We start from the raw sequence: 16,831 nt of genomic DNA on the forward strand, positions 1-16,831 counted from the left end.
GCGACGGCTGCGAGAGGATGAGGACCGTGGTTGCTGCCGAAACGTCCTCAGGGTTCTCCTTCACCGTCGGTACCCGGCTCGACGGCGGCCGGCACGGCCGTACCGGGGTGATCCGCACCCCGCACGGGGAGATCGCCACCCCGGCGTTCGTGCCGGTGGGCACCAAGGCGACGGTGAAGGCGGTGCTGCCCGAGACCATGCGCGAACTCGGCGCGCAGGCGCTGCTCGCCAACGCCTACCACCTCTACCTGCAGCCCGGCGCCGACATCGTCGACGAGGCGGGCGGGCTCGGCGCGTTCATGAACTGGCCGGGGCCCACCTTCACCGACAGCGGCGGCTTCCAGGTGATGTCGCTGGGCGTCGGGTTCAAGAAGGTGCTGGCGATGGAGTCGGTCGGCGTCGCGAACGACGACGTGATCGCCGCGGGCAAGGAACGCCTGGCCACCGTCGACGACGACGGCGTGACCTTCCGCTCGCACCTGGACGGCTCCACGCACCGGTTCACACCGGAGGTGTCGATGGGCATCCAGCACCGGCTCGGCGCCGACGTCATGTTCGCCTTCGACGAGCTGACCACCCTGCTCAACACCCGCGGCTACCAGGAGAAGTCGTTGCAGCGCACGCACGAGTGGGCGCAGCGCTGCATCGACGAGCACGAACGGCTCACCGCGGCGCGCACGCACCGGCCCTACCAGGCGCTGTTCGCGGTGATCCAGGGCGCGCAGTACGAGGATCTGCGCCGCAAGGCCTGCCGTGACCTGGAGGCGATCCGCGGCGCGGCGGGCACCGCCTTCGACGGCTACGGCATCGGCGGCGCGCTGGAGAAACACAACCTCGGCACGATCGTCGGCTGGTGCAGCGACGAGCTGCCCGAGGAGAAGCCGCGGCACATGCTGGGCATCAGTGAACCGGAGGATCTGTTCGTCGCGGTGGAGAACGGCGCGGACACCTTCGACTGCGTGAATCCCTCCCGGGTGGCGCGCAACGCCGCGATCTACCGGGGTGACGGGCGGTTCAACATCAACACCAGCCGCTACCGCCGCGACTTCACCCCGATCGACGAGGACTGCGACTGCTACACCTGCGCCAACTACACCCGCGCCTACCTGCATCACCTGTTCAAGGCCAAGGAGATGCTGGCCGCCACCCTGTGCACGATCCACAACGAGCGATTCACCGTCCGGCTGGTCGACCGGATCAGGGCGAGCATCGACGGTGGGTACTTCGACGAGTTCAAGGCCGAGACGCTGGGCCGGTGGCAGGGCGGGCGCCGCTGACCCGCCCCGCCGCACGGCTCAGCTGCGCAGTGGATCGCCCGCGACCGGGGCGTAGGTCGGTTCGTGCTTCTTCAGCAGGCCGATGACGCGATAGGTGATCGGCATGACCAGCACCTCGCACAGCGTCTTCCACAGGAAGCCGACCACGACGTAGTTGACGAACTGCTCCCAGGTCTCGATGCCGATGGCACCGGCGGCGATCGAGCAGAAGATGAGGGTGTCGGCGAATTCCCCGACGACGGTGGAACCGATCAGCCGGGCCCACAGGTGCTTTTCCTTGGTCCGTTCCTTGATCAGTACCAGGGTCGCGGAATTGAGCATCTGGCCGACGAAATAGCCTGCCAGCCCGGCGATCACGAGCCGGGGCACCGGGCCGATGACGCTGCGCAGCGCCTCCTGGTTCTCGTAGAAACCGGCTGCGGGCAGCTCGAGGGCGACGGCGAAACAGAGCACCGTCAGCAGCAGCGCGCCGAAGCCGTAGTAGATCGCCCGGCGGGTGGCACGGAATCCGTACACCTCGCTGAGCACGTCGCCGAGGACGTAGGCCAGCGGGAAGAGGAAGAACGCGCCGTCGGTCACGATCGGCAGGATCTGCAACGGGCCGAGGGTGACCGAGCGGTCACCGAAGAACTCGACGCCCTTGGTCGCGCAGATGTTGGAGATGATCAGCGTCGCGGTGAACAGCGCGACGATCAGCGGGTAGTACCCCCGCGCCACCTGGGCGAACGCCACTTGGTCGGACGCGGGGCGCCCAGACCCCTCGTACTCTTCGGTTCTGTTGGAATGACTCACGGGCCCCATCCTCGCAGGTGTGGAATACGCTGTTGTCCATGACGAATCCCGGCGATTCCGACGAGTGGTGGAAGCAGTACGGCGGCGAGGGCGTATCGCCGGACTCCGGCGCCTCCAGCTCCGTCCCGCAGTACCCGACCTCCGGACCGTCGGGGTACCCCTCGGCTCCCCAGTACCCCCAGCAGCCCCCGCAATACCAGCAGCCGCAGTACCAGCCGCCGCAGCCGCAGTACCCGCAGTCGTCGGGGCCGTCGTACCCGCAGCAACCGGGATACGGTTACCCGCAGGCGGGCGGCTACCAGCCGTACGGCGCGCCGCCGTCGGGCGGGCTCAACGGCATGGCGCTGGCCTCGATGATCGTCTCCATCGCCGGGGTCGCCTCGTGCTGCTTCATCGTGCCGAGCATCGTCGGCCTGGTGCTGGGCGTCGTCGCCATGAACCAGATGAAGACCTCCGGTGACTACAACGGCAAGGGGATGGCGCAGGCGGGCATCTGGGTCGGCGCGGCGGGTGCGGTCCTCGGCATCGTGTACTGGGTGCTCAACATCGCGATCGGTTTCTCGGCCGGAATGTAGGTCCGCCGCAGACGCGGAAAGGGGCGCTCCCGAGCGGGAGCGCCCCTGTCGTCATCCTGGGATTCAGCCCTTGACGACCTGCGTGCCGCCGGCGAACTTGTCGTGCCAGCCCTGCTTGTTCGGGTCCTGCTCGATGGTGATCATGATGTAGATCGCCAGACCGATCGAGACCAGCCAGCCCACACACGGGATGAGGTTGGTGATCACGTACAGGTTGCGCTTGAACGAGGTGGCCGGGTCGATCTTGGGCGCGCCGCCCGGGGCGAGCACCCGCAGGCCCAGCAGCTTCTTGCCCAGCGTGAAGCCCTGCGTGGTCTCCATCAGCACGAAGTAGCCGATCGGCACGAACGCCAGCAGCGCCGAGACGACGAGCTGGGTGCCGATCCCGGTCGAGCTGTTGGCGAACACGAACGAGAAGATCAGCGCCGGGATCGAGACGATGATGTGGTCGATGACGCGGGCGCCGATGCGGCTACCGAGGTCACCGGGCTGGGCACCGCCGAGGCCGGGGTCGCCGTATCCGCCGTAGGCCTGCTGCCCGTACGGGTTCTGCGGGTACGGCTGCTGTTCGCCGTACTGCGGCTGCTGGCCGTACTGGGGCTGCTGGCCGTAGGGCGGCTGCTCGCCGTACTGGGGCTGCTGGCCGTACTGAGGCGGTTGCTGTCCGTAGGGGTCCTTGCCGAAGGGCTGTTGCCCGTACGGTTGCCCGCCCTGTGGGTACGGCTGGCCGTACGGCTGCCCGCCCTGCGGGTTCTGGTTGGGGTCGTACCCACCGCTCGTCATAGCTTCGTCCTCGTCGTCGATCGGATGATCAGTGATCGGTCGAACTCGTACGTTACGGACATTCGCTCGGTTGCAACAACCCGTTGTCGGTGAGTATCCAGGGCTCACGGGGTAAACGGGCCGGATCGAAATCGGCGAGCAGCTCCCGCGGCGGGCGCGGCGGCAGCCCGAGCGAATCGGTCAGCAGGGCCAGCACCTGCTCCGGCGATTTCCCCGCGCGTTGCTGATCGGCCAGGGTGACCGCGCCGTCGCGCTTGGCCAGCCGTTGCCCATCCTTGTTGAGCACCAACGGAACATGGGCGTAGGCGGGGACCGGAAGCCCGAGCAGGGTGGCCAGGTAGGCCTGGCGCGGCGTGGAGGGCAGCAGGTCGTCGCCGCGCACCACCTGGTCGACGCCCTGCGCGGCGTCGTCCACGACCACCGCCAGGTTGTAGGCCGGAAGGCCGTCGCCGCGGCGCAACACCACGTCGTCCACGGGGCCGCGGTAGCGGCCGTGCAGCTGGTCGACGATCTCGAAATCGGTGCGCTCGGCCCGCAATCGCAGCGCCGCGGGCCGCCCCTGGGCGCGGCGTTCGGCGCGTTCGGCGTCGCTCAGGTCGCGGCAGGTGCCGGGGTAGGCGCCCAGCGGGCCGTGCGGCGCGGTAGCGGCCTGCTGGATCTCCCGGCGGGTGCAGTAGCACTCGTAGGTCAGTCCGGCCTCGCGCAAACGCGTGATCGCCGCCTCGTACCGGGTGCGCCGCTGGGACTGGCAGACCACCGGGCCGTCCCAGTCCAGGCCGATGGCCCGCAGGTCGGCGAGCTGACGTTGCTGGGCGCCGGGCCGCACCCGGTCCAGATCCTCCACCCGCAGCAGGAAGCGCCTGCCGCTGGCGCGGGCGAACAGCCAGGCCAGCAACGCGGTGCGCAGATTGCCCAGGTGCAGGTCGCCGGACGGGCTCGGCGCGTAGCGGCCCGCGCCGCCGATCGTGGGTGCCTGCACGTCAGCCATGGTAGGTACACAGCCGGGGCGCCAGGTCGGCGGCGGTGATCTCGGTGCCCGCGTCCAGTGCGGCCAGCAGCGCGCGGCCGTGCTCGATCAGCCCGCGGCCGTCCACACCGTAGGGGTAGTCCGCGCGCGGTGGCTGCGAGCTATCTCCCCGCAGATACGCCTCCAGCCGCCCGATCGCGCGGGTGAGCAGCGTGCGCGCGCCCTTGGCATTGCCGCGCTGGATATGCGTGATACCCACCGCGTACTGCGCGAGACCCTGCCACAGCATCTTCTCGGCGAACGGCCCGTTCTTCCACGCGGCCTCCAGGACTTCGTGCGCGTTGAACGCCAATCCGTCATCGAGAAGTTGCTGCGCGTAGGACAGCGATTGCTCGGGTGGGAGTTCCAGATCGTCCGGAATTCGCGGCACACCTGGGCTGCCGAGCGGGAGGGGGCGTCCGAGGCGGTCGCGGGGGCGGGGATTCCGCGCGCGACCTGCCTCGTCGCGTGGACGTTCGACCATGACGTCCATGATCCACGTCGCGCGCCCCGGACGCGCGAGGCGGTGGCGGGGCCGACGGCCGTGCGCATCGATCACGGAACAATCACGACACCGCGCCGGGCGGGCGCTCGGCCGATTCCGCGCCCGCTTCTTTACCCGCCGCAATGATTCCGCAAACCGGCGGATTCGCAAGCTTGGCAAACTCGCGCGGTGAATTGGCAAGAGCCGGGCAACCTTCCGTTCGAGCTGCTAGTGTCTACCGCGCGGGGGCCACCCCGCCAGGTGTTCTCACCTCGAACCCGATGGCGTTGACAACGCACGGGAGAGATGCGCGCTACCACCAGGCGCACCACGAGATTCGGCGTTCGTTGCCGGATTCCGGTGCCAGTCAGCACGATCCGGGAAGCAATATCTCGTTCTCGACGCAGCAAAGGAGCTAGTGCCGTGGAGGTTGATGTGACGGGCGCTGTGTGGCGTAAGAGTTCATTCAGCGGCCCCGACGGGAACTGCGTGGAAGTGGCATTTCTCGACGACGGCAACGTAGCGGTCCGCGACACCAAGGACAACGGAAACGGTCCGGTGCTGGCATTCACACCGGGCGAATGGGACGCATTCGTGAGCGGGGTCTCCGCAGGCGAGTTCCGGCGCGGCTGAGCGCCGGCTCGCCCCCGACAGCAGCAACCGGCCCCGAGTCGTCGACACGGACTCGGGGTCGTCGCGTGTCCGGGGACCGATAGGGTCGCGGGCGTGAACCAGGCGGCCGTGAATCGAGTGGCACCGCAGGACGCGATCATGTTCTGGTTGTCGCGCCGCAGCCGCAACGATCTGTTTCTGCTCTACAGCTTCGCCGACCGGGGCCGTCCCACCGCCGAGCTGCGGGCTGCGCTGCTCACCCGGGCCCGGCGGATTCCCGATCTGGCCGTCCGGCTGCGCGAGGTGCCGGGCGATCTGAACTATCCCGCGTGGGTGCCCTGCGCCGTGCTCGACTCGCAGGTCGTCGAGCATCGCGGGGTCGCCGGCTGGCCGGGGCTGGAGTCGGCCGTGGGGGAACTGCTCGGCACCGGCGTCGACGCCGCCGAGCGACCGTGGCGGGTGCACCTGTTCCGCGGGGTCGGTGGGGCGCCGGGACCGGCCCCGGACGGCGAGACGGCGACCGTCGTGGTGCTCCAGATCTCGCACGCGCTGGCCGACGGGCGGCGCGCGGCCGCCATCGCACGGGAATTGTTCGGGGCCGGGGAGGACGCGGCGGCGGGAGCGCGGTGGCGCGAGGGTCATCCCGGTGCGGCGCAGGCCGACCGCCCTGGCGCTTCCGGGGGAGCGGCGTCGTCGCCCGCTGCTCCGGCACCGTGGGCCGGCGACGTCGTGCCTGCCGTTCTCGGCGCCCTCCTGCTGCCCGTGCACATCGTCCGCACCGTGTTTCGTGGCTACCGCGCCGTTCGGGCGCAGCGGGCACTCGCGGAGTCCACCGCCGCGGGTGCCGTCCCACCGCCCACGCCCGGTTTCGCGCCGAACCCGCTCAATCCCGCGGCCGTACCCACCGCCCACGCGGTGCGCATGCTGGTCTTCGCGGCGGCGGAGTTGCGGGTGCCGGGACGGACGGTGACCGTCGTGGTGCTGACGGCGGTCTCGGTGGCGCTGTCGGAATACCTGGCGGTGCAGGGCCACCCGGTCGAGCGGCTGGGGGCGCAGGTGCCCATGGGGTCGGCGCGGAACGGAAACCGGCTGCCGCGCAACAACTACCGCAACCTCTCGATCGACCTGGCCGTCGACGAACCGGAGCTGTCCGCCCGTGCCGACCGGATCGCCGCCGCACTGCGGGCGGGCCGCGAACGGGCCGGCCATCCGCTGACCTCGGCGCAGGACCTGGTCACGGCCGTCACACCCGCCGTCTTCCTCCACCGCGACGTGCGGCGCTGGCCGCTGGACCTGGTGCCGGACAGCATCGCCGGCCACACCGTCGTCTCCAGCGTCGACCGCGGCCCCGCCGACCTGCATTTCGGCGGTCCGGTCCGGTTCACCGCGGGCTTCCCCGCCATCGGCTCGGTGATGCACCTGACCCACGGCGTGCACGGGCTCGGCGAGACCGTCACGGTGTCGATCCATGCCGACCCCGCCGCCGTCGGCGACCTCGACGGATACGCCGCACACCTCCGTGCCGCGGTCACCGAGGTGGTCGCCGCGCTGCGGTGAGCGGCGGCCTGCGTGGTGACGCTTCGCTGCCGCCTCCGGCCGCTGACCGCTCAGGCGGTGTCGAGCACCGGCTGACGCGCCGGCTTGGCGACGTCCTCGAGTCGTTCGATGCCCAGCTCGGCGCGGGTGGCGTTGACGACGGCGCGCTCCTGCTCGATCGCCTTGCGAATCGCCTTCTCCCACAACGAGTTGATCTCGGTGAACTCCTCGCTGGTGGCCTCGTCGTCCAGTTGCAGTTTGAGATACTGCAGGGTGATGTTGCGGGCCGCACCGAGGGTGCTCAGCAGATCCTCGCACTGGTTCGGGATCTTCGGCGAGGCCAGCAGCCGCAACCGGTTGATGGTGCCGTTGCAACCCCACAGCGCCTCGTGGATGTCGGCGCCGACCCGCTCCAGCTCGAAGTTGTCGTCGACTTCCCAGCGATGGCACGACCACAGTTGCTGCCGAACCGAATTCGAGGTCTCCAGCACCGACGACACCGCGGCCACCACCGCCTCGTGCCGCCACTTGTCGTGCTCGCGCCGTTCACCGGCGGTGTGCGCCAACTCCATTCCGCGCCGTGCCTCCTCGAGCGTCTCCCGGTGCCGCTCGTCCGCCGCCTCGATCGCCCGCCGATTGGTCCGGTTGTTCACCGCGAAGCCGATCAGCGCCGCACCGGCCACGATCAGCGAACTGAGAACAGGAAGCCACTGAGTCACCCGGGCATCATCGCACCGACCTGTGGCCCGCGTCTCCCCGGCATGCGTGTTCGCGGTCGATTCGCCCGGCCGGACCCACGGCGCGGCAACACCTGTCGGGAGTAGGCTGCCAGTGGCCCGCCGATGGGCTGCCCGCGACCCCGGTCAGGAGCGTCGGCATGACGCGACAACACCAGCCCGAAAACGGACCCGCGCACACCGCCGCCGCCCGCGGGTGGGATCTCGCCTATGCCGCGGGCTGGCGACTGGTGCGCGCACTGCCCGAACGGTGGGCGATGTGGCTGTTCCTGGCGGCGGCCGACCGGGCGGCGCGCGACGGCGGCCCGGCGCAGTTGCGGCGCAACCTCGCGCGGGTGCTGGCCGTCACGCCGGACCGGGTACCCGACGACCTCGTGCGGGCGAGCCTGCGCTCCTACGCGCGGTACTGGTGCGAGGCGTTCCGGCTGCCGTCGATGGACCCGGTTCGCCTGGCCGAGCGGATCGAGAACTCCGCCACCGGTCTGGACCACATCCACGACGCGGTGGCGGGCGGGCGCGGAGTGATCCTGGCCCTGCCGCACAGCGGCAACTGGGACCTGGCCGGGGTGTGGCTGGTGCAACGGGTGGGCACGCCCACCGTGGTGGCCGAGCGGCTGGCGCCGGAATCGCTGTTCCGGCGCTTCGTCCGGTTCCGCGAGCGGCTGGGGTTCGAGATCATTCCGCTCACCGGCGGCGCGACCGCACCGTTCGAGCAGCTCGCCGCACGGCTGCGGCAGGGCAGGGTCGTCGGCCTGCTCGGTGAACGCGACCTGACCGCCACCGGCGTGCCGGTCTCCTTCTTCGGCGAACCCGCCCGGATGCCCGCAGGCCCGGCCCGGCTGGCAATCGATACCGGCGCTCCGCTGTTGCCGGTGCACTGCTGGTTCACCCCCGACGGCTGGGGATTCTCGGTCGGCGCACCCCTGGACACCGGCGGCGGCGTGCAGCCGACCACGCAGGCGCTGGCCGACCACTTCGCCGCCGGGATCGCCGCCCACCCGGCCGACTGGCACATGCTCCAGCCGCTGTGGACCGCCGACCGCCGCCGGCGTGAGCACCGGCCGGGCACCTGATCTCCGAGACGGAAAAGGCCCGGCCCAGCGCATACCGCACCGAACCGGGCCTCTTCGTGGCGGAGGATAGGGGATTTGAACCCCTGAGGGCGTTAACCCAACCCGCGTTCCAGGCGAGCGCCATAGGCCACTAGGCGAATCCTCCGTGGAGCAGCATAGCGGGTCGGGCGGGGTGGACACCAAACCGCCCCCGGCCGACGGGGTGGGGGAGGGGGTGGCGGCGGGCGGCGCCGCGACCCGCTACACTGGCCGACGGATCCCGCGCGGCGCGCATCCTGTGAACTCCCCCAGGGCCGGAAGGCAGCAAGGGTCAACGGGCTCTGCCGGGTGCGCGGGGTCCCCTTAATTCGAGGCCGCTCGGCCCCTCGGGGCGCCCCGTCGAACCGGCTCCGGCTCCCGTGCAGAATCCGGGGCTGTGGGCGGGCGTCACGGCCGAATCCCCGCGAAGAACACCCCCCACTTCGGCACCGGGTCCGGGTAACGTGAACACCGCTTCCGCGTGGGCCCGACCGGTCCGGACGGAATGTCGCCCCTGTCACCCCCGCTGCTTGGAAAGGCTGTCCAGGATGCCCCGGCAAACGCAGATCGGTTTGATGAGCCATGACGAGCTCGTGTCCGAACACGAGACCCAGTCCGCGAACTACGCGAAGCTCAAGACCGAGAAGCTCACCCTGGACCTGACCAGGGGCAAGCCCTCGCCGGAGCAGCTCGACCTCTCGGCCGCCCTGCTCTCGCTGCCCGGCGACGGCGACTACCGCGACGGCACCGGCACCGACTGCCGCAACTACGGCGGTCTGCACGGCCTGCCCGAACTGCGCGCGATCTTCGGAGAACTCCTGAACATTCCCGTCGACAACCTCCTGGCGGGCAACAACGCCAGCCTCGAGCTGATGCACGACGTCATCACCTACGCGATGCTCTACGGCACGAACGATTCCGAACGCCGCTGGGCCGACGAGCCGGTGCTGAAGTTCCTGTGTCCGGCGCCCGGCTACGACCGACACTTCGCGATCACCGAGGCGCTCGGCATCGAGATGATCCCGGTGCCGATGCTGCACGACGGCCCCGACACCCACAAGATCGCCGAACTGCTCGCCGCCGACCCGGCGATCAAGGGCCTGTGGGCGGTGCCGAACTACTCCAACCCCACGGGTGTCGTCTTCTCCGAAGAAGTTGTGCGCGAACTGGTTTCGATGCCCGCCGCGGCGCCGGACTTCCGCCTGTTCTGGGACAACGCCTACGCGGTGCACCCGCTCACCGACACCGCAGCCCCGGTCTACGACGTGCTCGGCATGGCGGCCGAGGCGGGGCATCCGAACCGGCCGATCGTGTTCGCCTCCACCTCCAAGATCACCTTCGCCGGTGCCGGGGTCAGCTTCCTCGGCGGCTCCACCGCCAACCTCGAGTGGTACCTCGGTCACGCGGCGAAGAAGAGCATCGGCCCCGACAAGATCAACCAGCTGCGCCACCTGCGGTTCTTCGGCGACGCCGACGGGGTGCGCGCGCACATGCAGAAGCACCGGGCGATCCTGGAGCCGAAGTTCGCGCTGGTGCGCCGCATCCTCGAGGACCGCCTCGGCGCATCCAAGGTGGCCTCGTGGACCGAGCCCAAGGGCGGCTACTTCATCAGCCTCGACGTGCTCGAGGGCACCGCGAGCCGGGTGATCGCGCTGGCCAAGGACGCGGGTATCGCGCTCACCGCCGCAGGCTCGGCTTTCCCGTACCGGAAGGACCCCGAGGACAAGAACATTCGCATCGCGCCGAGCTTCCCGAAGCTGCCCGAGCTGGAGAAGGCGATGGACGGCCTGGCCACCTGCGTGCTGCTGGCCGCCACCGAGAAACTCCTGGAGAAGTAGGCCGACTACTCGGCTTCCAGCTCGGCTTTCAACCGCGCGAGGTCGGCGCGGTTGGCCCGGCGCACCGCCGACTCCAGCACCGGGGCGAGCACGCGGCTGAATCCCGCGGGCTCGCCCCGGTTGCGCAACGTCATGCGGGTGCCCGCCGCGGTCGGCTCCCAGGTGTAGCTGGTCTCCATCGGGAACGGGCCGCGCGCGGTCCGCATCACCAGCAGGCTGCCGGGCACGTATTCGGTCACCTCGTAGGTGTAGACCAGTCGTCTGCCCAGAAACTGCGCGGCGAACTCCAGCTGCGAGCCGGTGCGCAGCGGCGGTTCGCTCACCCAGCGCACCTCGTGGATGTTGGCGTACCAGCGGGGCACGTTCGTGGGATCGGCGGCGAAGGCGGCCACGGTCGACGGCGGCCGATCGATGACGATCTCGGTGCGCACGTCGACCCGCATCGCCGCGCCCCGCTCAGCTCGGCTTGTGGGCGAGCACCGCGAACATCGTCACCGACAGGTGGATGTCGCCGGTGCGCGCGCCGCGCTCGAGACCGGCCAGCAGCTCGTCGCGCTCCTTCTCGCTGATCGCCCCGCGCGCGACCGCCATCGCCGAGATGCGGTCGACCAGCGAGCCGGGGCCCACCGCGCGGTCCTGGATCAGCGCATGCGAGCCGATCTCGTCGATGACCAGCCCCGCCTGGGTGAGCAGGCCGGGCAACCTGCGGCCGGACAGCGGATTGGTGGTCGCCGAGATCAGCGTCTCGACCACCTGGCGGACCACCCGGCGGTCACCCGGGTGGATGATCGCGGTGTCCCAGTCGACGTCCATCACCACGGTGCGACCGCCCGGGCGCAGCACCCGCGCGATCTCGCTCGCGGCACGCGCCGGGGCGGTGAGATGCTGGAAGACGCGCTCGGACAGCACCGCGTCGAAATAGTCGGCGCCGAACGGGATTCCGTAGGCGTCGCCGGAGTGGAACTTCGCGGACACGCCCTGCTCGCCGGCCCGGCGCTCGGCCGCGGCGAGCAGATTCGGATCGGGCTCGACGCCGACGGCCTCACCGGTGGGCCCGACCGCCCGGGCGAAGGCGAAGACCTCCGAGCCCGTGCCCGAGCCGATGTCCACGGCGCGTTCGCCGGGTCGCACGGCCAGCGCCTGGTGGGCCCAGGTGCGTAGCCGCTGGATGCCGGGCAGGGCCGCCTGCAGATCGCGAACGTCGACCAACTGATCCTGGCCCGCGCTGTCGAAGCGATCCGGGCGCAATCCGTAACTGTCCATGCGCACGTGTCCGTCCATGGGTGTCGCCGTCGTCGAAGACATGGCCAGAGCCTACGCGGCACACCGGTACGTCGCGACGCCGACCTGTGAGCCCGGTCACCTCCCGGTGACCGGGAAGGACGGGCAGCGCGGCCCGGCCCGATGTCTCTACCGTCCCGGAGCACGCGAGCCGAAGCGGCTCACGATCGAAAGGAAGCTCCCGTGAAATTCCCGCATGTGGCGCGGGGTGTGGTCGCGGTGTCCGCGGTCGCCCTCGTCGGAGTTCTGCCCACCCTCACCGCACCCGCCCAGGCCGGCCCGCTCGCGCCGATGCTGGAGGCGCCGGGCCGCGACCAGCGTCCGCTCGGCCTGGCGCACGCGCCCAACGCCCGCGACATCGGCGGCTATCCGGTGCGCGGGGGCGGCAAGGTGCGCTTCGGCGTCGTCTACCGCGCCGACGCACTGGCCAAGCTCGACGGCGCCGAGCAGCAGCGGCTGGTCGACCTCGGCGTGCAGCAGGTGATCGATTTCCGCAGCCCGACCGAGGTGGCGCAGGCGCCCGACAAGCTGCCCGCCGCCATCCGCCGCACCGAGTACCCGGTCTACGACGCGAACAACGACCTCTACGTGCTGATGTCGCGGCTGATCGCGGGCGGACCGCAGGCCCAGCGCGAGGCACTCGGCGACGGCAAGGGCGTGCGGTACATGAGCGACTACTACCGCTGGCTGGTCACCGACGCGTCCGCCCGCGGGCAATTCGCCGCGGCGCTGCGCGACGTCGCGGGCGCCCCGGGGGCCGTGCTCTACCACTGCACCGCCGGCAAGGACCGCACCGGCTGGATGACCGCGATCCTGTTCTCCGTGCTCGGCGTGCCCGACGGCCAGATCTACCAGGACTTCCTGGCCTCCAACGCCAACCTGGCCGCGGGCAACAAGGCACTGCTGGACAACCTCGTGGCCCAGGGCCTCGTCGAGGACCCCGAACTGTGGGAGCCGATCCTCGGGGTGCAGCGGGAGTTCCTCGACGCGGCCTTCGACCAGGTGCGCCGGTCCTACGGCTCGATGGACGAATTCCTCACCGCCGGACTCGGACTCGACACCGCGACACTGGACGCACTGCGGAGCGCACTGGTCGGATAGGGGGCGCCCTGCGTGGTGACGCTGCGCTACCGCCTCCGGGCGCTGACCCGCTCAGGCTGTGTTTGTTTGTGCCTGAGCGGGGCGCCCTGCGTGGTGACGCTGCGCTGCCGCCTCCGGGCGCTGACCCGCTCAGGCGACGCAGAACTCGTTGCCCTCCGGGTCTTGCATGACCCACCAGTGGCCGGCGGGGCCCATGTCGACCTCGCGCACGCGTTCGGCGCCGAGCCCTTCCAGGCGCTCGACCATCGCGTCCCGGCCCTCCGGTCCGGCGTCGAGGTCCGGGTGCATGCGGTTCTTGACCGACTTGTGCTCGGGCACGTCCTGGAAGAGCAGGCGGCGGCCCCGCCCGATACCGCTGACCGGGTCGAACGGGTCGTCGGGGTGCCGGATCGCGGCGTACCCGCGGAAGATCTTGCCGCCGCGGTGCTCGGCCACCTGGTCCGGCGGGAGATGCCCGGCCGCGAGCAACTGCTCGATGAGCGGGCTCGGGTCCTCCACCTGGTAGCCGAGGGCCGCCGCCCAGAAATCGGCGAGCACCGGCGCATCGCGACTGTCCACAGTCAGGGTCCAGTTCACAGCCATGGTGGCGAACCTACCGCGCCCTCCTGACACGGTGGGATGATCGAGGCAGGAAACCACCGGCTACCGGGAAAGGACCGCATGTGACCGTGACGTTGTGTCTCGCCCAGGAACCCGAGGCGGACAAATTGCTGTCGGAGGATCCGTTCGCGCTCCTCACCGGGATGCTGCTGGATCAGCAATATCCGCTCGAACACGCCTTCCGCGGGCCGCGCAAGATCGCCGAGCGAATGGACGGCTTCGACATCCGCCGCATCGCCGAGGCCGATCCGCAGGAATTCGAGGAGTTGTGCGCCACGCCGCCCGCCATTCACCGGTACGGCCGGTCGATGGCTCGGCGCACCCAGGATCTGGCGCGTTACGTGCTCGAACACTACGACGGCGACACCACCCGGATCTGGAGCGAGGGCGACCCGGACGGCGCCACCGTACTGCGCAGGCTCGAGGACCTGCCCGGCTACGGGAAACAGAAGGCGCGCATCTTCCTCGCGCTGCTCGGCAAGCAACTCGGCGTGCGGCCGAAGGGCTGGGAAAAGGCCGCGGGCGATTATGCCGAGCCGAATTCGCGGCGGTCCGCCGCCGACATCACCGACGGCCAGTCGTTGCTCGAGGTGCGCGCGTTCAAGAAGCAGATGAAGGCGCAGGCGAAGGCCGCCGCGGGCTGAAGCCCGGCGGTGCGTTGAAATCTCGCTGCGTTTTTCCCTCGTCGGTGGTGGGGCAATTGCTCGATGCTTGCGGCTCGAACAGCTCCACCGGATGAGGGATTGCAGCACTGATGAGTAAAAGCAAGCTCGCCGTGATCGCGGCGTTGGTGTCCATCGCGACCGGGGTGGCCGCGGGCACCGCGGGCGCCGCGCCCGAGGCCCCCGCGCCGGAGGCGGTGAACTTCACGGCGCAGTCGACCGACACCCAGTCGATCATCACCACCGACGCGGGGTCGCTGGTCGTCGAGGACGAGGTCTTCAAGATCAAGGCGTCCGACGGCACCGTGCTCGCGGGCACCCCGCTGCGGTTCCGGATCGATGACTTCGAATTCCCGATCGCCGCCGACATCAGCGGTCGCACCGCCACCCTGACCCCGCAGTTCGACCGCGAGCACGCCGTCTACAAGCCGGTCGCCCTGCCGTTCGAGGACAAGGCGCCGTGGAAGAGCGAGTACGACCGCGAGGTCGCGGCCTGGACCCGGCTCACCAACACGATCAGCATGGGCGCCACGATCGGCACCCTGGTCGGTGGCCTGGGCGGCGCGGCGGTGGGTTGCGTGCTCGGCGGCATCGCGGGTGCGACCGTGGCCTCGGCGACCATCGTCGGCCTGTTCGGTCCGTTCATCCCGGCCGCGGCCATCGGCTGCCTCGGCGGCATCATCGCCGTCGGCGCGCTCGGTACCGTCGCGGGCCAGTTGCTGGTGACCGCCCCGGTGGCGATCGCCGCAGCGATCCAGTACTTCACCACCATCAACCAGCCGTTCAACGCCCCCGCGCCGGCCAAGTAGCCAGCGGTAAACCGGCCCCGCTCAACGCGTTTCGCGTCGGGCGGGGCCGGTTCGTGTGTCCAGGGCTGTTGACGGTGATCTGTGGCCTGGCGCACCCCGGGTGGCGGAAAGCTTGGTACGCCGCCGTCGCCGGTGTTACCTTTCCTTTATGTCTTCCAGCCGTTCGAGTGCCACGCGGGTTACCTACGTGACCGCCGCGCTGGGCCTGCGGCTGCCGCTGACGCGGGAACTGTGTTGTTCCCGTCGTCGGCGCTGAGTCTCGATCTTCGCTCACCGGTCTCGATCCACACTCCGGTCTCGATCCTCGCTCACGCGCCACCGTCGCCGAACGTGTAGGCACGGCCCGTCTCCGACGGGTCCTCAGCAAGGAACTCGTGATGTCCATTCCCACCCTGGAACGTTCCGTCGCGCGGGTCGCCCCGGCGCGCGTCCGCACTCCCCGCCCCGTCCTCCCGCCCGAACTGCGCATCAGCGACAACCCGGCGGCGGCCGTGCTGCGCGCCGCGACCGGCGGACCGGTCTCCCGCGACAACGCCGCGCGCACAACGGGACTCAGCATCGCGACGGTGAACCGCCAGGTCTCGGCGCTGCTCGCGGCCGGGCTGCTGCGCGAGCGCCCCGACCTCACCACCCCCGGCGCCGTCGGCCGGCCGCGGGTGCCCTTCGAGGTCGACCACGACAGCTACCTCACCCTCGGCATCCACATCGGCGCGGCCGCCACCAAGATCGTGGCCGCCGACCTGCGTGGCCGCATCATCGGCGGTCTGGCCATCGCCACCCCGCAGACCGGCCAGGACTTCGCCACCACCACCATCGCGCGCAGCGCCAAAGCCTTTCTGCGCCGCTGGCATCGCCGTCGCGCGCTGTGGGCGGGCGTGGCCATCGGCGGGCGCGTCGACCCGGTGAGCGGCAGCGTCGACCATCCGGCGCTTGGCTGGCAGGGCGCGCAGCTCGGCGCGGTGCTGGCCGAGGTGCTGGAACTGCCGATCTCGGTCGCCCCGCACGTCGAAGCGATGGCGGCCTCCGAACTGCTGCTGCCCACGCCGCAGCCGGACCGGGCGCACGAGCGCGGCGCGGGCCTGTTCTTCTACGTCCGCGAAACCGCCGGTGTGGCGGTCACTCTCGACGGCCGCGTGCACACCCCGAGCAACGGCCCCGGCTCGATCGCGCATCTGCCCACCGGTTCGGACGTGGTGTGCGCGTGCGGCCGGACGGGCTGCCTGGAGGCCACCGTCGGCGACCGGGCGCTGGTGGCCCGCGCCGTCGGACGCGGCATCATCCCGGCCCACAACGGCACCGGCGGCTCCACCATCGCCGACCTGCACCGTGCCGCCGCGGAGGGTTCGGCGGCCGCGCACGAACTGCTGGTCGAGCGGGCCACGATCCTCGGTAACGCCGTCGCGCTGGTCAGCGACATGCTCAACCCCGACCGGGTGATCCTGGGCGGGCAGGCGTTCACCGGCTACCGGCCCGGCGTCGCGCACGTCGCCAAGGCGTTCCGCAGTGCCTCGGCGCTGCCGCCGACCGACATCAGGATCAGCGGATTCGGCGGAAAGGTGCAGGAATTCGCGGCCGTCGTCGCCTCGCTGAGCACCCTCTACGCCGACCCGCTCGCGGCGATGCGGCGGCTCGCGGTCGACTGAGCCG

The 16,831-nt window shown here is 70.5% G+C and carries 18 protein-coding genes, 1 tRNA gene and 1 other RNA gene; 11 read left to right on the plus strand and 9 right to left on the minus strand.

What is annotated here, in order from left to right:
* Positions 1-17: 17 nt before the first annotated feature.
* Positions 18-1,277, plus strand: coding sequence for a tRNA guanosine(34) transglycosylase Tgt (tgt, locus tag CRM89_RS23235; protein ID WP_011206794.1), 1,260 nt, complete (start codon positions 18-20; stop codon positions 1,275-1,277).
* A gap of 18 nt (positions 1,278-1,295) precedes the next feature.
* Here tgt and CRM89_RS23240 read toward each other — a convergent pair whose 3' ends face one another.
* Positions 1,296-2,078, minus strand: coding sequence for a queuosine precursor transporter (locus CRM89_RS23240; RefSeq protein WP_011206795.1), 783 nt, complete (start codon positions 2,076-2,078; stop codon positions 1,296-1,298).
* A 29-nt stretch (positions 2,079-2,107) separates the two neighbouring features.
* Between CRM89_RS23240 and CRM89_RS23245 the strand changes: the two genes are divergently transcribed.
* On the plus strand, positions 2,108-2,644 hold the full coding sequence (locus tag CRM89_RS23245; protein ID WP_011206796.1) for a DUF4190 domain-containing protein: 537 nt from the start codon (positions 2,108-2,110) through the stop codon (positions 2,642-2,644).
* A 63-nt stretch (positions 2,645-2,707) separates the two neighbouring features.
* On the opposite strand, the gene CRM89_RS23250 is transcribed toward CRM89_RS23245, so the two are convergent.
* From CRM89_RS23250 to CRM89_RS23260, 3 genes are read right to left on the minus strand one after another with little or no spacing between them, the layout of a single operon-like run.
* Positions 2,708-3,427, minus strand: coding sequence for an RDD family protein (locus CRM89_RS23250; RefSeq protein WP_011206797.1), 720 nt, complete (start codon positions 3,425-3,427; stop codon positions 2,708-2,710).
* A 52-nt stretch (positions 3,428-3,479) separates the two neighbouring features.
* Positions 3,480-4,415 carry a tRNA glutamyl-Q(34) synthetase GluQRS gene (gluQRS, locus tag CRM89_RS23255; protein ID WP_098086219.1) on the minus strand — a complete coding sequence of 312 codons (936 nt, stop codon included), beginning with the start codon at positions 4,413-4,415 and terminating at the stop codon, positions 3,480-3,482.
* Positions 4,408-4,917 carry a DUF309 domain-containing protein gene (locus CRM89_RS23260; RefSeq protein WP_098087098.1) on the minus strand — a complete coding sequence of 170 codons (510 nt, stop codon included), beginning with the start codon at positions 4,915-4,917 and terminating at the stop codon, positions 4,408-4,410. Before CRM89_RS23260 ends, gluQRS begins: the two co-directional genes overlap by 8 nt.
* Before the next feature lie 423 nt (positions 4,918-5,340).
* Here CRM89_RS23260 and CRM89_RS31430 point away from each other — a divergent pair, with 423 nt between their 5' ends.
* The gene (locus tag CRM89_RS31430) at positions 5,341-5,550 is read left to right on the plus strand and encodes a DUF397 domain-containing protein (RefSeq protein ID WP_041559757.1); all 210 of its coding nucleotides are present in this window, start codon (positions 5,341-5,343) and stop codon (positions 5,548-5,550) included.
* 93 nt (positions 5,551-5,643) lie between these two features.
* Complete coding sequence (locus CRM89_RS23270; protein ID WP_098086222.1) at positions 5,644-7,086, plus strand: wax ester/triacylglycerol synthase domain-containing protein; 1,443 nt, start codon at positions 5,644-5,646, stop codon at positions 7,084-7,086.
* 50 nt (positions 7,087-7,136) lie between these two features.
* On the opposite strand, the gene CRM89_RS23275 is transcribed toward CRM89_RS23270, so the two are convergent.
* On the minus strand, positions 7,137-7,784 hold the full coding sequence (locus CRM89_RS23275; RefSeq protein WP_011206801.1) for a hypothetical protein: 648 nt from the start codon (positions 7,782-7,784) through the stop codon (positions 7,137-7,139).
* Between the two features lie 158 nt (positions 7,785-7,942).
* On the opposite strand from CRM89_RS23275, the gene CRM89_RS23280 reads away from it, so the two are divergent.
* Complete coding sequence (locus CRM89_RS23280; RefSeq protein WP_098086225.1) at positions 7,943-8,875, plus strand: phosphatidylinositol mannoside acyltransferase; 933 nt, start codon at positions 7,943-7,945, stop codon at positions 8,873-8,875.
* A 57-nt stretch (positions 8,876-8,932) separates the two neighbouring features.
* Here CRM89_RS23280 and CRM89_RS23285 read toward each other — a convergent pair.
* Positions 8,933-9,020 (minus strand) — tRNA-Ser (locus CRM89_RS23285).
* Positions 9,021-9,126: 106 nt separating this feature from the next.
* Between CRM89_RS23285 and ffs the strand changes: the two genes are divergently transcribed.
* Positions 9,127-9,221, plus strand: an RNA gene (gene ffs, locus CRM89_RS23290) — signal recognition particle sRNA small type.
* Positions 9,222-9,441: 220 nt separating this feature from the next.
* Positions 9,442-10,731: an aminotransferase class I/II-fold pyridoxal phosphate-dependent enzyme gene (locus CRM89_RS23295; RefSeq protein ID WP_060593809.1), complete on the plus strand. Its 1,290-nt coding sequence runs from the start codon at positions 9,442-9,444 to the stop codon at positions 10,729-10,731.
* A 5-nt stretch (positions 10,732-10,736) separates the two neighbouring features.
* On the opposite strand, the gene CRM89_RS23300 is transcribed toward CRM89_RS23295, so the two are convergent.
* Positions 10,737-11,174 carry an SRPBCC family protein gene (locus CRM89_RS23300; protein ID WP_060593808.1) on the minus strand — a complete coding sequence of 146 codons (438 nt, stop codon included), beginning with the start codon at positions 11,172-11,174 and terminating at the stop codon, positions 10,737-10,739.
* A gap of 13 nt (positions 11,175-11,187) precedes the next feature.
* Positions 11,188-12,036: a class I SAM-dependent methyltransferase gene (locus tag CRM89_RS23305; protein ID WP_011206805.1), complete on the minus strand. Its 849-nt coding sequence runs from the start codon at positions 12,034-12,036 to the stop codon at positions 11,188-11,190.
* A gap of 159 nt (positions 12,037-12,195) precedes the next feature.
* Here CRM89_RS23305 and CRM89_RS23310 point away from each other — a divergent pair, with 159 nt between their 5' ends.
* A complete protein-coding gene (locus CRM89_RS23310) occupies positions 12,196-13,113 on the plus strand; it encodes a tyrosine-protein phosphatase (RefSeq protein ID WP_229434834.1) in 918 nt (305 codons plus the stop codon).
* A 129-nt stretch (positions 13,114-13,242) separates the two neighbouring features.
* Here the strand turns inward: CRM89_RS23310 and CRM89_RS23315 are convergent, their stop codons facing one another.
* Positions 13,243-13,695: a VOC family protein gene (locus CRM89_RS23315; RefSeq protein WP_011206807.1), complete on the minus strand. Its 453-nt coding sequence runs from the start codon at positions 13,693-13,695 to the stop codon at positions 13,243-13,245.
* Between the two features lie 80 nt (positions 13,696-13,775).
* Between CRM89_RS23315 and CRM89_RS23320 the strand changes: the two genes are divergently transcribed.
* From CRM89_RS23320 to CRM89_RS23330, 3 genes are all read left to right on the plus strand, one after another.
* Positions 13,776-14,357: an HhH-GPD-type base excision DNA repair protein gene (locus tag CRM89_RS23320; RefSeq protein ID WP_098086228.1), complete on the plus strand. Its 582-nt coding sequence runs from the start codon at positions 13,776-13,778 to the stop codon at positions 14,355-14,357.
* A 110-nt stretch (positions 14,358-14,467) separates the two neighbouring features.
* Positions 14,468-15,184 (plus strand): hypothetical protein, encoded by a 717-nt coding sequence (locus tag CRM89_RS23325; RefSeq protein ID WP_060593806.1) that lies wholly within the window; start codon positions 14,468-14,470, stop codon positions 15,182-15,184.
* Positions 15,185-15,561: 377 nt separating this feature from the next.
* Complete coding sequence (locus tag CRM89_RS23330; protein WP_060593805.1) at positions 15,562-16,827, plus strand: ROK family transcriptional regulator; 1,266 nt, start codon at positions 15,562-15,564, stop codon at positions 16,825-16,827.
* Positions 16,828-16,831: the final 4 nt, after the last annotated feature.

It is taken from the genome of Nocardia sp. FDAARGOS_372, assembly GCF_002554515.1.
GTDB lineage: Bacteria > Actinomycetota > Actinomycetes > Mycobacteriales > Mycobacteriaceae > Nocardia > Nocardia farcinica.